The organism is Acinetobacter sp. A47 (assembly GCF_000805455.1).
Taxonomy (GTDB): Bacteria; Pseudomonadota; Gammaproteobacteria; order Pseudomonadales; family Moraxellaceae; genus Acinetobacter.
In genome coordinates this window covers 446,873-461,525 of record NZ_JSUS01000071.1, presented here as the reverse complement: position 1 = coordinate 461,525, position 14,653 = coordinate 446,873, and the positions used below count along the sequence as shown (strand labels likewise).

General features: G+C 47.7%; 18 protein-coding genes. 10 read left to right on the top strand and 8 right to left on the bottom strand.

Features of this window, described 5'->3' with window-relative positions; translation table 11 throughout:
• Window positions 1-103: 103 nt before the first annotated feature.
• The 3 genes from OC23_RS17590 to OC23_RS17580 all read left to right on the top strand — a co-directional run bounded on the left by OC23_RS17590 (window position 104) and on the right by OC23_RS17580 (window position 3,526).
• Window positions 104-1,984: a potassium transporter Kup gene (locus tag OC23_RS17590; protein ID WP_038346269.1), complete on the top strand. Its 1,881-nt coding sequence runs from the start codon at window positions 104-106 to the stop codon at window positions 1,982-1,984.
• 158 nt (window positions 1,985-2,142) lie between these two features.
• Window positions 2,143-3,216 (top strand): DNA/RNA non-specific endonuclease, encoded by a 1,074-nt coding sequence (locus OC23_RS17585; RefSeq protein ID WP_038346268.1) that lies wholly within the window; start codon window positions 2,143-2,145, stop codon window positions 3,214-3,216.
• 67 nt (window positions 3,217-3,283) lie between these two features.
• Window positions 3,284-3,526 carry a hypothetical protein gene (locus OC23_RS17580; RefSeq protein ID WP_038346267.1) on the top strand — a complete coding sequence of 81 codons (243 nt, stop codon included), beginning with the start codon at window positions 3,284-3,286 and terminating at the stop codon, window positions 3,524-3,526.
• 47 nt (window positions 3,527-3,573) lie between these two features.
• Here OC23_RS17580 and aqpZ read toward each other — a convergent pair whose 3' ends face one another.
• Window positions 3,574-4,263 (bottom strand): aquaporin Z, encoded by a 690-nt coding sequence (aqpZ, locus tag OC23_RS17575; protein WP_038346266.1) that lies wholly within the window; start codon window positions 4,261-4,263, stop codon window positions 3,574-3,576.
• Window positions 4,264-4,439: 176 nt separating this feature from the next.
• A complete protein-coding gene (locus OC23_RS17570; protein ID WP_038346265.1) occupies window positions 4,440-5,447 on the bottom strand; it encodes an AraC family transcriptional regulator in 1,008 nt (335 codons plus the stop codon).
• A gap of 115 nt (window positions 5,448-5,562) precedes the next feature.
• Here OC23_RS17570 and OC23_RS17565 point away from each other — a divergent pair, with 115 nt between their 5' ends.
• Window positions 5,563-6,216, top strand: a complete 654-nt coding sequence (locus tag OC23_RS17565) for a sterol desaturase family protein (RefSeq protein ID WP_038346264.1) — start codon at window positions 5,563-5,565, stop codon at window positions 6,214-6,216.
• Between the two features lie 295 nt (window positions 6,217-6,511).
• Here OC23_RS17565 and hisF read toward each other — a convergent pair whose 3' ends face one another.
• A complete protein-coding gene (gene hisF / locus OC23_RS17560) occupies window positions 6,512-7,270 on the bottom strand; it encodes an imidazole glycerol phosphate synthase subunit HisF (RefSeq protein ID WP_038346263.1) in 759 nt (252 codons plus the stop codon).
• Between the two features lie 101 nt (window positions 7,271-7,371).
• Here hisF and OC23_RS17555 point away from each other — a divergent pair, with 101 nt between their 5' ends.
• From OC23_RS17555 to OC23_RS17535, 5 genes are all read left to right on the top strand, one after another.
• Window positions 7,372-8,322 (top strand): homoserine kinase, encoded by a 951-nt coding sequence (locus tag OC23_RS17555; RefSeq protein WP_038346262.1) that lies wholly within the window; start codon window positions 7,372-7,374, stop codon window positions 8,320-8,322.
• A 9-nt stretch (window positions 8,323-8,331) separates the two neighbouring features.
• Window positions 8,332-8,949, top strand: a complete 618-nt coding sequence (locus tag OC23_RS17550) for a DUF1294 domain-containing protein (protein ID WP_038346261.1) — start codon at window positions 8,332-8,334, stop codon at window positions 8,947-8,949.
• 35 nt (window positions 8,950-8,984) lie between these two features.
• Window positions 8,985-9,380 (top strand): DUF4870 family protein, encoded by a 396-nt coding sequence (locus tag OC23_RS17545; RefSeq protein WP_038346260.1) that lies wholly within the window; start codon window positions 8,985-8,987, stop codon window positions 9,378-9,380.
• Window positions 9,381-9,509: 129 nt separating this feature from the next.
• Window positions 9,510-9,905: a DUF4870 family protein gene (locus OC23_RS17540; protein ID WP_038346259.1), complete on the top strand. Its 396-nt coding sequence runs from the start codon at window positions 9,510-9,512 to the stop codon at window positions 9,903-9,905.
• A gap of 9 nt (window positions 9,906-9,914) precedes the next feature.
• Window positions 9,915-10,232: an antibiotic biosynthesis monooxygenase family protein gene (locus OC23_RS17535; RefSeq protein WP_038346258.1), complete on the top strand. Its 318-nt coding sequence runs from the start codon at window positions 9,915-9,917 to the stop codon at window positions 10,230-10,232.
• Between the two features lie 15 nt (window positions 10,233-10,247).
• On the opposite strand, the gene OC23_RS17530 is transcribed toward OC23_RS17535, so the two are convergent.
• Window positions 10,248-11,147, bottom strand: coding sequence for a DMT family transporter (locus OC23_RS17530; protein WP_161792307.1), 900 nt, complete (start codon window positions 11,145-11,147; stop codon window positions 10,248-10,250).
• A 92-nt stretch (window positions 11,148-11,239) separates the two neighbouring features.
• On the opposite strand from OC23_RS17530, the gene OC23_RS17525 reads away from it, so the two are divergent.
• Window positions 11,240-11,791, top strand: coding sequence for a helix-turn-helix domain-containing protein (locus OC23_RS17525; protein WP_038346256.1), 552 nt, complete (start codon window positions 11,240-11,242; stop codon window positions 11,789-11,791).
• A 46-nt stretch (window positions 11,792-11,837) separates the two neighbouring features.
• Here OC23_RS17525 and hisA read toward each other — a convergent pair whose 3' ends face one another.
• The 4 genes from hisA to OC23_RS17505 form a co-directional block, all read right to left on the bottom strand.
• Window positions 11,838-12,572: a 1-(5-phosphoribosyl)-5-[(5-phosphoribosylamino)methylideneamino]imidazole-4-carboxamide isomerase gene (gene hisA / locus OC23_RS17520; protein WP_004776138.1), complete on the bottom strand. Its 735-nt coding sequence runs from the start codon at window positions 12,570-12,572 to the stop codon at window positions 11,838-11,840.
• Between the two features lie 152 nt (window positions 12,573-12,724).
• Window positions 12,725-13,390, bottom strand: coding sequence for a 3'-5' exonuclease (locus OC23_RS17515; RefSeq protein WP_038346255.1), 666 nt, complete (start codon window positions 13,388-13,390; stop codon window positions 12,725-12,727).
• Window positions 13,391-13,498: 108 nt separating this feature from the next.
• Window positions 13,499-14,020 carry a DUF805 domain-containing protein gene (locus tag OC23_RS17510; RefSeq protein ID WP_038346254.1) on the bottom strand — a complete coding sequence of 174 codons (522 nt, stop codon included), beginning with the start codon at window positions 14,018-14,020 and terminating at the stop codon, window positions 13,499-13,501.
• 138 nt (window positions 14,021-14,158) lie between these two features.
• Window positions 14,159-14,653, bottom strand: a complete 495-nt coding sequence (locus OC23_RS17505) for a DUF805 domain-containing protein (RefSeq protein ID WP_038346253.1) — start codon at window positions 14,651-14,653, stop codon at window positions 14,159-14,161.

Genomic DNA, 14,653 nt, shown 5'->3' with positions numbered 1-14,653 from the left:
AAAATGCGGGCTGCCAAGTCGTAGTTGAACAGATTTGCAGAAAAACTTTTTGGCTAGTGATAAGATTGCGCCATATAACGTTCTAGTTTGAAGACGACATAATATGCAAAGTACTGCAAAAAAAGCCGCATTGCCCGCAATGACGCTGGCAGCATTAGGGGTGGTATTTGGAGACATTGGGACCAGTCCGCTCTATGCGATACGGCAATGCTTTGTCACAGGACATGTGGATATCAGTGAGGGTTCAATCCTCGGCATCCTGTCACTGATCTTCTGGTGCATGAACCTGACCATCAGTTTTAAATATGTCTCGATGATCATGCGTGCAGACAACAATGGTGAAGGCGGGATCATGTCCCTGCTGGCATTGAACCTGCGCTCTACCGTGTTTAGTAACAAGAATAAAATCTTTCTGATCGCACTCGGTTTTATCGGGGCATCGCTATTCTTTGGTGATGGCATTATCACACCGGCCATTTCGGTTCTGTCTGCAATTGAAGGCCTCAGCCTGGTGACGCCAGCTTTAGACCGCTGGCTGGTTCCGATTGCGCTCGGAATTTTAACGGCGCTATTTCTGGTGCAACGCCATGGTACCGCCACCATGGGTAAATTCTTTGGCCCGATTACTTTGCTGTGGTTTGTGTCTATTGGCCTGATTGGTCTGTGGAGTATTATCCAGACTCCTTATGTGCTGATGATGGTCAATCCCTACTGGGCGCTGCATTTTATTTATGACCAGCCGACAGTCGCTTTTATTACCATGGGAGCGGTGATCCTGACCATGACCGGTGGAGAAGCCCTGTATGCCGATATGGGCCATTTTGGACGTATGCCGATCAAGCTGGCCTGGTTTATCGTAGTGTTGCCGTGCTTGCTGCTTAACTATGCCGGGCAGGGCGCGTTACTGTTACGTGATGCCAAAGCGATTGAAAACCCGTTCTACCTGCTGGTTCCTGACTGGGCCTTATTCCCGATGATCGGACTGGCTACTGCCGCAGCAGTGATTGCCTCTCAGGCCGTGATTACCGGTGTGTTCTCGATGGCCAATCAGGCGATGCAGTTACGCTATCTGCCGCGCTTAACCGTACACCATACTTCGGATGTAGAGCAGGGCCAGATCTATTTGCCTTTCATTAACTGGGTGTTGTTTATCTCGGTGGTGATCCTGATTCTACTGTTTGAAAGCAGTGCCGAACTGGCCAGTGCCTATGGGGTCGCCGTGACCATGACCATGCTCTGCGGTACCATCCTGATTTCGACGCTGGCCTATGGGGTGTGGCGCTGGCCGTTATGGAAAGTGGCGTTATTTGCCGGTCCTTTCCTGTTTATCGATTTGATTTTCGTGGGATCGACCTCCTTAAAAATCCTTTCAGGCGGCTGGGTGCCGATCCTGATCGGTGTGGTGGTATATAGTATTTTAATGACCTGGAAACGTGGCCGTGAAATCGTGTATACCCGTATGGAAACCAATGCCTTGCCGATTGAATTGTTTATTAAAAGTATTGGCATGAGCAAGGAAACCCATTTTGTGCCAGGCGAAGCGATTTTCCTGACCGGTACCCCGAATATTGTGCCGCATGCGATGTTACATAACATCAAGCACAATAAGGTGCTGCATGAGCGCAATGTCATGTTGACGGTGTATACGCAGGATATTCCGTATGTGGCCGATGCCGATCGCCTGAAAATAGAAAAGCTGGACGAGCATTTTTATCGTATCTATGTCTATTATGGCTTCAAGGACCAGCCCAATATCCCGAGCGCGCTGGAACAGGCCTATAAACAGCTCGATTTTGAATTTGATATGATGCAGATGAGCTTCTTTATTTCACGAGACCGTATTGTGCATACGGTGGGTGATGGCATGTCGCCTTGGCGTGAAAAGCTGTTTATCTCGATGCAGCGTAATACCAGTCCGGTGAGTGATTTTTACCAGATCCCGACCAACCGTGTGGTCGAACTGGGTAGCCAGATTGAGATTTAGCTCGAAACTACCTAAAAGGCACTTTAAAGTGCCTTTTTTGTTGTCTGTCGTGCAAGTGTACATAATTGCGACATAAAGTGTCGCTCTGGGCTGAAACTCAATATACAGCGGGCTTTTGAGTTGTTAAGCTTCCTGTTCGTATTGATTTTGATGTAGTTATGGCGAAGAAACCAACCAGAAAGGGAAAATCACCATTTGCTTTTTTGAGCCAGAATGTTGGAAAGATTATGCTGGCTGTGGTCGCAACGGGAAGTTTTGCGATTGCATTTGGCAATGAAAAGATTTCAAAACTGATCCCGTTTCAGTCCAGTCACAGCGGTTGCCTAAAGCAGTTCTATCGTGATGTCCCGCCGTTATTAAGCAAGGACAGCCTGAAAAAAGACAGCTACGCCCTGTGTTTTAATGACTTCAATGTGATGTATTCGGGCATCTCCAAAACACCGCTCTGGTCAGCTGAATATCTCACGCCGGAACGTTTAAGTGTCAAAATCAAACGTGAAGATAATTTCCACGAAGAAACCCGGGTACAACTGGCCCACCGCGCCCTGTTATCGGACTATCGCGGTTCGGGCTATGACCGGGGGCATATGGCACCGAACGGGGATATGAGTACCACTGCTGCACAGTATGACAGTTTCTCCCTGGCCAATATGGTACCGCAAGCACCCAAGAACAATCAGGAAGTCTGGCGTAAACTGGAAGAAGCGGTGCGTTCCATGGTCACCAAACAGCATAAAGATGCCTATGTGCTGACCGGACCGGTATTTGAGGGCAAGCGCCTGAAAACCATTGGTAAAGGGGTGATTGTCCCGACGGCTGTCTATAAAGCGGTATATTTGCCGAAGCAGGGCATTATTGGTGCGTACTACGCCCCGAATAACAATTCGCTTCAGGTTAAAGTGGTGAGCGTTTGCTATCTGGAAGAAAAACTCGGGATCAACTTGTTCCCGCAATTGACCGAACAGCAGAAACGTAATGTTTATCAGCTTCCCTTGTCAGCACAACAGGTGAAGCCAAATAAGGACATCAGCTATTCACATTGGGATGGGCAAAGCCAATGTGCAGAAGAGGCCAAGACTGATGCCATTCAGGCGCAGCAACGTCAATTTAATTCACAATCCGGTGCGGTTGCGGACAGCAAATTCCCGCAGATTGATGAAGAGACCAAACAGGCACTCATTCAGCAACTGGTCAATGCCCTGGTACAGTATTTCTTACAAATGTTGCGCTAAGAAATACTTGCAAAGCTGCAGTGCTTGGCTCATGTTGTGTATGAGACAACAATAACGAGAGGGAAAAATGTTTAAGCCTTTTGAACATGGTGATGAGTCATCAGCGATTTATGACCTGACGCTGGAAAATCAGGTCGACTGTGTCAGCCTGTATGGCAACCTGCAAATCACCAAAGATCAGGCAGGTTTAAAAACCGCCAAGGCCTTGCAGAGCTTTGTGAATGAGGTGGTGGCGGCCCTGGAGAAACAGCCATTGCCCGAACAGATTGAACGCCAGCAGGAGCAGGAGGTTGAAAATCCATTCCTGTAATAAAAAAACAGCCGCTAGCGGCTGTTTTTTTATGTGGGGTAGTGTGCTTAGTTTTTCTCGCTGCCCACGACTTTATAGATCACCGCACCGATGATGGCACCAAGGATTGGCGCAACCCAGAATAACCACAACTGGCTAAGCGCCGCAGTTTCAGCAAACAAAGCCACTGCGGTACTACGTGCAGGGTTTACTGAAGTATTGGTAACAGGAATACTGATCAGGTGGATCAGGGTCAGGGCCAGACCAATCGCTATTGGTGCAAAGCCGGCAGGTGCACGGCGGTCGGTTGCCCCCATGATCACGATCAGGAAGAAAGCTGTAAGCACTACTTCAATCAGGAAAGCAGATGCCACAGAAAAGTGGTTTGGAGAAAGCTCGCCATAACCGTTGGTCGCGAAACCACCGGTACCGGCAAAGCCTGCCTGACCCTGCACAATGATGTACAGCACAAATGCCGCAAGTGCACCACCGATGACCTGGGAAATAATATAAGGCACCAGATCTTTGGCATCAAAACGGCCGCCAACCCATAAACCTACACTGACAGCAGGGTTAAAGTGACCACCTGAAATATGGCCAAATGCATAGGCACCGGTTAAAACAGTCAAACCAAAGGCAAGTGCTACACCAAGAAAGCCGATCCCAAGCTCTGGAAATGCTGCTGCAAGCACTGCACTACCACAACCACCAAAAACAAGCCAAAAGGTACCAAGAAATTCTGCTAGATATTTGTTCATTGTTATCACCAAACAAGTCTTAAAAAAATAAAAAAGCAAACATCCAAAAACTTATGCTGGATATGTTTAAACCTTATGAAAAAGTGTGAAACGATTCACAAAGGTATATAGGCTCTTGTATAAAACGTGCAATGAAAACGATCAGTTGTGAAACCGTTAGTTCCTGAATAGTTTTATTAAGAATTGTAAGTTGTGTTGTTGTTTCGCCACTGTTGCGGGGTTTGACCTGTCCAGAGCTTGAAAGCCCGCTGAAATGCGCTTTGTTCTGAATAGCACAGCAGTAGCGCGATTTCCTGCAAACTCAGATGCGGATCTTTGAGATATTCAGTCGCCAGCATAAAGCGGACCTGTTGTACCCGCTGCTGAAAAGTGGTGCCTTGTTGTTGTAAATGACGCTGCAACTGGCGTACCGAAAGACCGAGTTTTTCGGCGATCACATCGAGCTGGTATTGGTTTTTTTGCAGGCCGGTCAGAATGGCATGCTGTAAGCGCTGATCAAGCTGGGTAGAGTTTGGCAACTGATCCAGTAGCGCCTGTGCTTGCTGTAGCAGCAATTGCTGCAAGGTATGGTCGCCGGTCTTGAGCGGTTTCAAGGCTTCGCTGACCGGCAATAGCAGTTGTGTTTTGGGCTGGCCAAAGCGTACCTTGCAACGGAAATACTGCTCATAAATGCCGGTCTGTTTTGGGGCGGCATTGATGAAATGCACTTCATGCAAATGCACGCTATCTTTGGACATAAACAGTTTCAGGAACTGCACCATCAGGGCAATGGCGATTTCATCGGTTAACTGGGTCGGATGCGGTTCGGGGGCTTCCCAGCGGATCGAGGCATAGGGAGGACTGAATTCGACCACTAGGGGACTGCCATCATAGATCAGGCGGTGAAAGTCATGATAACGCGCTAAGGCTTCGCCCAGGTTTTCACAGGACAGGGCCAGATAGGCAATAATGCCCAGATGTTTGGGTTGCACATATTCGGCAATCTCCAGCCCCAGTCCTGTTCTGGGCTGTAATTGATAAAGCTGTTCCAGCAGGTCGCGCCAGATCACATAGTCAAAGCGCTCCTGATGTTGAATACGTTGGAGCTGTTCGGGAACGGGAAGGTTTTTGGCCTCGCAGTAAGCCGTTAATAAATGTCCCAAACCACCAAAAACAGAGCCTGCATAGTGCCTGAATTGCGACATCCTGTCCGCCTGTGATCTTGTCGTGTTTTGTCAATATAACTATAGCGTATCGTCAATACTTCGCCTATAAAAATTTATATCCTGAATAAAAATAAGGCAACATGTGGAGGAATCCATGATCAAGGGATTTATTGCAGGGTTGGCGATGGCCAATGCATTTGAATGGTTTGCACATAAGTATATTTTGCACGGTGTACATCGTCCGGGCCAGCCACGCTATAGTCCTGTGCCCAAAAGCATGGAATCACACTGGGCGCATCATCGTGAAGTGCGCAAGCAGCAATTCTCGGATGATTGTTATGTAGAAGGTGTGGCCCATTGGCGTACACGTAACGAGATCATGTCGCTGGCCGCGGTCGCTGGCGTGGCGAGTATCGCGTTTTATCCTGTTTCCAAGGGCATGGCTCTGGCCGCGCTGTATAGTGCAGGCAATTATTACTATGTGCATCGCCGTGCACATCTGGAACCCGATTGGGCCAGACGAACCATTCCCTGGCATTATGATCATCATATGAATTCCAATCAGGATGCCAACTGGTGTGTGACCCGGCCATGGTTTGATTATGTGATGGGAACCCGTGTGGTCTCATCTGCAGATTTAAAAGAGGCCAATCCGCTGGGGCTGCCATTGCCAGCAGTATTGTCTCAGGTCCTGACCCAAGCTGTTGAAGCTGTTTTTCCTGTGAAATGGGTAGAACAACAGCCTAAACGGGTTGCTTCTGTGACGGATGCACCTGAAACAGTGCAGCAGCAGGAAGCGGTGGCTTAAATTGAACCTCGCTGCGCAACGCGGGCCATCTGCATTGAACAGCAGGGCAACATGTTGCAGATAGTCAATAAAACTGATTTTTAATGTCAATATTTCGATAGACTGAAGCGCTCATTGAGCTCGGGCCAAATATTCGGTTATTTATTTTGCCCGAAATACAGATGCATCTTTTACCCTCTGGCGTTGTATAACGCAATTTCTCTACCTTGCCTGGCAAGGTTTTTTTTTGCCTGCAAAAAAGCTTTCAATAAAAAAACCTCTCATCTGAGAGGTTCATTTCTGTATCGGGGATCAATCAGAGACGCATTTCAATGCCTTGTGCTGCAAGGTATTGTTTGGCTTCCGGAATGGTATGCTGGCCAAAGTGGAAAATGGACGCTGCCAGTACCGCATCGGCACCGCCTTTTAAAATACCATCGGCCAGATGCTGTAAATTGCCTACGCCGCCAGAGGCGATGGTGGGAATATTGACACGGTCGTTAATCTGGCGCATCAGGGCAAGGTCATAGCCTGCTTTGGTTCCATCGGCATCCATGCTGGTAATCAGCAGTTCGCCTGCACCAAAGTCAGCCATTTTTACGGCCCACTCAATCGCGTCGATGCCGGTCGGTTTACGGCCACCGTGGGTGAATATTTCCCACTTGTTCTCGCCGGTTTTTTTGGCATCAATCGCCACCACGATACATTGAGCACCAAAACGCTGTGAGGCTTCCTGCACAAATTCGGGGGTAAATACCGCTGCCGAGTTAATACTGACTTTATCGGCACCGGCATTCAGCAATAAACGGATATCTTCCACTTTACGGACACCACCACCGACCGTTAACGGTACAAACACGCTTTCGGCCATACGCTCTACGGTACGATACGTGGTGTCGCGTCCATGATGGGTAGCAGTAATATCTAAAAAGGTGATTTCATCGGCACCTTGTTCGTTATAACGACGCGCCACCTCGACCGGGTCACCTGCATCACGAATATCAAGGAATTGAACGCCTTTGACGACTCGACCATTATCAACATCTAAGCAAGGGATAATACGTTTTGCGAGCATAAAATTTTCCAAAAAATCGCCAATAAAGAAAGGGGTGCTACACCTTCATGGAGGGAACAGGTATTCTATCAAACTTCACAGCTATTTTTTGCAGGTTTTCCATGTCGGTTTATACCCCGTTGAGTTTAGAAGAAGTTCAAGCCTTTGCCGAACCCTATGGGCTGGCAGTGATTGAGCTGATTCCAATCCAAGGCGGTATTCAGAACACCAATTATTTTTTGGTGGATCAATCACAGCAACACTATGTTTTAACGGTGTTTGAAGAGTTAGATGCTGAAGGGGCAGGAGAACTGGTACCTGTGCTGGACTGTCTGGGTCAGGCCGGTGTGCCTGTAGCGGTGCCGTTAAAGCATAGTGGGCAGGCGATTCACAGCATTGCCGATAAGCCGGCACAAATTGCACCGCGCCTGATGGGAGAACATCCTGAAGATGCCAGCATTGTACAAGTTCAGGCGATAGCACAGGCACAGGCAAGATTGCATCTGGCCTTGCAGGATTTCCCTTTGCAACGAGATTTTAACCGGAATCATCAATACTGGTCGGATGTGGCTGCACAGCTTAAGCCACAAATGAATGCCGAAGACCAGGCTTTACTGGCACAGGTTTTTCAGCAGTTTGCACAGATTACCCGGCAACATCCAGACCGTCCTGCCGGTTTTATTCATTCAGATCTGTTTAGAGACAATACCTTGTTTGAAGGCGATCAGTTGCAGGGCATCCTTGATTTTTATGAATTGAATCAGGACGAATGGTTATTTGATATTGCAATCAGCATCAATGACTTCTGTACCGCCTATCCGCAAGCCCATCTGGATCAGGCCAAGGCCGATGCCTTTCTTGCTGCCTATCAAAGCATTCGTCCACTGACCGCAGACGAGTTGGCCTGCCTGAATATTTTCCTGGCGATGGCGGCCTGCCGTTTCTGGAGCATGCGTTTGCAGGTGGCACAGAAAAATGCCGAGCAGGGCCGTACCGGTGATGATATCTTGCAAAAAGATCCACTGGAAATGCGCATGATGTTGCAAGACCGTTTACAACGCATCACAGCTTAGGAACTTATCATGCGCGATCAAGGCCGTTTAGTGGAATGGTTTGACGAAAAAGGTTATGGCTTTATCCAGCCCAATGACTCGCAAAAACAACGTGTTTTTATTCACATTAAAGACTTTGCCCGTACAGGTCCGCGGCCGATTATCGGCTGCGCGCTGGAATATGGGGTCATACTGGATGAGCGCGGTCGTTACCGCGCTCAGCAAGCCGTGTATTTAAAGGCATCGCAGGTATTTGAGCATAAAGCCAGACCGGTCAAGCCAGCAGGCGTTCAGCGCTGGTCGGCCATGCAGATTGCAATTGTGATCTATATTGTCTTTATGGTGATCGGCAGTTTCAGTAAATTGCTGCCGCCATATACCTTGTTATTTGTCAGCCTGATGAATGTGCTCAGCTATTGGCTTTATGCTCAGGATAAAGAAGCGGCACAACTGGGCAACCGGCGTATTCCGGAACAGACCCTGCATATTGTAGATGCTTTGGGCGGATGGTGCGCTGCCTGGCTGGCCCAGCAAAAACTGAGACATAAAACACAAAAACAACCGTTTCGCAAGATTTATTTCTGTACCATAGTCTTCAATATATTGTTGATATGTTGGTTAATTTCTCCGCTCAATGTGTTTTATTGAGCTTGAGTGGAGCTGACTACTGGAGATAAATAAAAATGAACTATTCCATTGATCAGGACCCAAACCGTACCTTGACGCTGGTTCTGTATGTGCTTTATATCCTTGCGATTTTTACGGTTGGTTTATTGGCGATCGTTGCCCTGATCATTAATTATGTCAAACGTGATGATGTAAAAGGCTCGATTTTTGAAAGCCACTTTACCTGGCAGATCCGCACATTCTGGTGGTATCTGGCCTGGAATATTATTGCCTTTATTCCGTTCTCGTTCCTGTTCCTGACTGGCGATAATGGGGCAGCCTTTGCCGGTGTGGCGATTTCAGCCACCACCTTTGCCTTTGCAGTGATTTTTGGTGCGTGGATCTGGATTGTCTATCGTGCCATTCGCGGCCTGATTGCCTTGAATGACAACAAGCCGGTGTACCCGTCATAAGCTTCAGAAGGTTGATTAAGCTGTTTTAATCAACCTTTATTTTTAGAACAACAGTTAGGTTGCACGTTATATTTTTATAATTTTACTGTAATTGAAAAACTAAGAAAAATCATAGTAATAAGGGTCATCATGAATCATGTTGCAGATCAGAAGGCGAACCGTCATCTGACTTATGTGTTATATCTGTTTTATATTATTTCAGTTTTTACGGGCAATTTGCTCGCGGTCATTGCTTTGGTACTGAACCATGTGAAACGTAAAGCGGTCAGGAATAGCTTGCTGGAGAGCCATTTTAGCTGGCAAATCCGGACGTTCTGGTGGGGCTGTCTGTGGAATATACTGACTGTGGGAATCCTTGCACTGGCACTTTTTAACCGGGAATTGGGTTTTCAGTTATCGGATGATCATGCCTCCCTGCTGTTTTTTACCGGTTTGGCCTGTGTATTTACAGTCGGGGCCTGGACGGTTTACCGCAACCTGCATGGTCTATTTTGTTTATATGGCAATAAACCGATGTATGACTAGGGTGGATGGATGATTATTGAACATGTTTACCTGAAGATTAGACCTGAACAGGATCGTGCTTTTGAAGCGGCTTTTCAGCAGGCCAAAGCGGTTATCTATCCGATGGACGGCTTAAATGCAGTACAGCTGATCAAGCATACACAAGCTGATGGTCGTTATATTTTAATGATTTTCTGGGACAGTATTGAGCATCATACCGAAGGGTTCCGCAAGTCGGCAGCCTATCAGCAGTGGAAAGCGCTGTTACATCCATTTTATGATCCGCTGCCTACGGTTGAGTATTACCAGCCCTGTATGCTGCTCAAAAAGAAAGAACCGCCACAGTAACTGAAACAGAGCGCATTAGCGCTCTTTTTTATTGTCAAACAACTTGAATTTTAATTCACTGACCAGAACCCCGAGCACCACCAGCAGGCCGCCGAATAAGGCAATGAGTGGCAAGCGTTCACCTGCAATGCGTCCGATGACACCCGCCCATACCGGTTCTCCGGCATAGATAATGGCAGCACGGGCCGGATCGACCATGCGCTGGGCCCAGTTCATGACAAACTGGATGAGGGCACTGGCCAGTCCCAAAGCTGTTGCAATGATGACCAGTCCCCACGAAAACGGTGGAATACTGTGCTCACCGACCAAGGGCATACTGGCAAAGGACAGGATCGAAGCAACCATCAGCTGCACCACGGTCACTCGTCGCAAGTTGACTTTCCCGGCAAAATAACCGATCAGGATGATCTCAAGTGCTATCACAAAGGCACACACCAGCGTCAACATTTGCCCATAATTCAAATCAATGCCGGAGAAGCCGTTACCGGTTAAACATACCAGTCCGGTAAAGGCCAGCGCTGTGCCCAGCCAGGTCATCAGTGAGGGACGTTTCTGGAAAATCACCCACATCAGGACAGGAACCAGCGGCACATATAAGGCTGTCAGAAAGGCCGATTCACTACTTAGAATGCTTTGCAGGGCAATGGTCTGGGTTCCATAGCCAATTGCAATCATCAGGCCAATGGCAACTCCGGCCAGTGTTTCCTTCAAGGTGAGGCCACGCATCGACTGCAATGAAAGTATAAAAATGGCCAAGGCGGCCACGGCAAAGCGGCAACCGACAAAAAACATCGGGGTACTAAAGTTAAGTGCATATTGTACGGCTAAAAATGTACCGCCCCAGATCATGGTAATAAAAATGAGGGCAGATTGTGCCGCTTTAGGAGATTGAGCGAGTGAGGTCACATGAGCCATCCTGTGCAAAGTGCAGTATATTGCACATATTGCTTTAATTACTGCCCTTGTGCAATATATTGCTCAAACTGAGATTGATGTTATTGTGATTTATGAGCCAAACTGATGCTGTACTGGAACATGTGGGTAAAAATATCCGGCATTTTCGGGATCTGCGCCAATTAAGCCAGCAGCAACTGGCAGACCGGGCAGGGGTCAGTCGCCGTACCATTGCCGCTTTAGAAACAGGTCAGGTCAATATCAGTCTGGCAAAACTGGATGCAATTGCAGCTGTACTGGGAATTGATTTTAGACGTATGGTGAGTGCGCCTGAACTGGGTGCAGCCGCAGTGGTAAACAGCCTGGCCTGGCAAGGGCAAAACCCGGACAGTCATGCCACACTGCTGGCCTCGGTTCCGGTGTCTACTCAGGTTGAGTTATGGACCTGGTCGCTGGCTGTCGGTGAGGTCTATCATGCCGAAGCGGACCAGCAGGGCTGGCGCGAACTGATTTATGTACTTGAAGGCGAGCTAACGCTGGAGTTTGCACAGGAAACACGCGTTGTGCAGGCGGGCGATACTATTTTATTTGAAAGTTCGGTGCGCTATGCTTATGCCAATCGGGGCATACAGCCATTAAAATTCATGCGTCATGTACTGTATTAAATCAAAAGAAGTTATCTGGACAGATAACTTCTTTTTTTATACCACATTAAAGACGGTTGTCTTCATCCAGCAATAACTGTGCTTCACGCAGGTTCAAGGTACCCTCATAAATGGCACGACCTGTAATCGCCCCTAAAATGCCTTTTTGGCCTTTTAAGTTACGGACATCATCCAGATTGGTCACGCCACCAGAAGCAATCACCGGTAAGCCGGAATAGTCTGCCAGATTAACCGTCTGCTCGACGTTAACACCTTGCATCATGCCATCACGGGCAATATCGGTATAGACAATGCTGGATACACCGGCATCGGCAAAACGCTTGGCCAGATCGGTGGCCTTGACATCGGTAATATTGGCCCAGCCATCGGTGGCCACCATGCCATTCATGGCATCGATGCCGACAATAATACGGCCTGCAAAACGCTTACAGGCTTCTTCTACAAACTCGGGCTCCTTGACGGCTTTGGTCCCGATAATGACAAAAGAAACACCTGCTTCTAGATAATGCTCGATGGTTTCAAGTGAACGGATGCCTCCACCAATCTGGATCGGCAGTTCGGGCTGGGCCCGTACAATGGCTTCTACCACAGGTTTATGAATGGGGGTACCGGCAAAGGCACCATTTAAGTCAACCAGATGCAAACGACGTGCGCCTTCATCCACCCAATGCTGTGCAGTTGCCACAGGGTCATCAGAGAAAACAGTATCGTCTTCCATACGTCCTTGTTTTAAACGGACACATTTACCATCTTTCAGGTCAATTGCTGGGATGATTAGCATACACCGCTCCTTGCGTCATCATGGAGTTTAAATTATTCGGGCTTGTTGAATGTTGCTCCATATGTGCGGCCAAGGTGGTTCCTGAAAACGCACCGCGCCATGCATTCATGAATTTTCAACAGGCTGTATATTAGCAAAGTATTGATCAATCTCTAAGCCTTGTCTGTTGAACCTTCAAGTATTTTCATGATTTGTTGTTGTAATTGTGGTGTGAATCGGTGTTGCTGGTACAACTGTTCAAAAACCAAAAAGGCGGCATAAGCATCGGCTGCGGCATAACCGGTTTGCTGCGGGCTGAGCTGTTTAACGGCCCAGTTTGAAGTGCTGATCTTTTTACTCTTGGCAAGATAACGCTGGAACAGCAGTGCGATCGCGGTTTGTACACCGACCTGGCTGCGATAGCCAAAACTTGCAAAACTTTTGGAAAGTTCAATCAGTGATGCGGGCTGGATGCCTCTGCGACGGAAAATATGGGCATCATTGTTGAGGCCAAAGCCGACTTTCAGTTGTCGCGTATTTTCTAAAATCGGTTTTAAAAAATCCAGAATTTCGGCACTGACCTGAAATACATAGGCGCTATCGTGAGTTGCAAGCTGGATAACATGAGGGCCGGTCGATTGTTCCCCGACTTTAAAGGTTGGTTTCGATTCACTGTCAAAACCAAAGACCGGTATCGAGCTGAGTTGCTGTTGCAATGCCAGACATTGTTGCAGAGTCTGGATGACCATGATTTTCTCTGACGGAAGATTTTCAAAGGCCGGCAAGCCACGTATCTGTTCTTTGCTTAAGGGCACTGCTGTAGGTTGAGGGGTGTTCATCTGCGTTTAAGCCCGGGTGATTTGGCCCAGCTTAAACGCTTTTATCCAAATGCAAAAGCCAGACACAATCACCTGGTCATGTTGAGATGGCCAAACTGCTTATAGAGACTATAGTGATCCGGTCTGCTGGCTACGCTGCAGGTATTGCTGATAGGCAGGTACCGTATTGCCGACCAGGGCAACAATGATCAGTAGCGGAATGAGAATGATATAGATCCAGCCCAGCACTTTTTCCCAAGGGGCCGTGGCGCGTACCGGGCCAAATTTATTCACGCCATCCGTGCCTTTGGCGCAGAATAAATACAGCATCATGATAACGTTGAGCAGTGGCACCAGCATCAGTAACGACAGCCAGCCGGACTGGTTACGGTCATGCAGTCGCCGTATGGTAAATACAAAGGAAAAGTAGATCAGGAGCAGGTAGCTGATCAAGAATAAAAGAATGATGAGAACAGGATAATCATCTGCCTGCGGGGTATTGCCTGTAAATAAGTTGCCAATAAAGGCCAGTATAAAAATGACGGCACAGAGCACAATAGCACTCAGAAGGGACCATGCCGCATAGGCAAGACGTCCAAAACGGCCTTTTGCATTCAAAACGGAATCATGGGTGGGACTGGATGTCGTCATGTAAACCTCGGACAGTGTCATTTTTCTGTTTATTTAAATTGTTCTATCGCCCCTGATCATAAGCTAGAAAACCAAAAAAGTAGAGATGCTGATCTGAGAGGAGAAGGCTAGGGGAATAATGCAAACCCTGAAACCCGGTTAATGGAACAGTACAGGACTTTTGGTGGTGACCAGAAATATCAGAACCGATAATATCAGCATTAAACTTAAGCCGATATAGGCCATGATTTTCTCCCAGATGGCAGTCGGGTGCGGAAGTCCATAACGATTGGGCTGCTGATGCCCAGGGGCCAGTAGCAGATACAACAGGGTCAAGATATTCAGATAAGGTAGGGTCAGCAGCAGTGCCCACCAGCCTGAACGGTTACAGTCGTGCAGGCGCCGTATGGCAAAAATGATACTGCTATAGACCACAAACAGTGCCAGGGTCACAAATAAAAATAAAGCCAGAAAGTCTGTGCGTCTATAGGGTTCATCTAGGCCGATCTGAAACATTTCATAGCTAAGATAAATGTTGAGCGGAATCATGATCAGGAAAATGACAGTTTGCCAGGCCAGATAAGATAAGCGGCCAAAACGTCCCTGCGGATTAAGCGGATTTAATAAATTTTTAGAAACAGGCTGTAACATCAT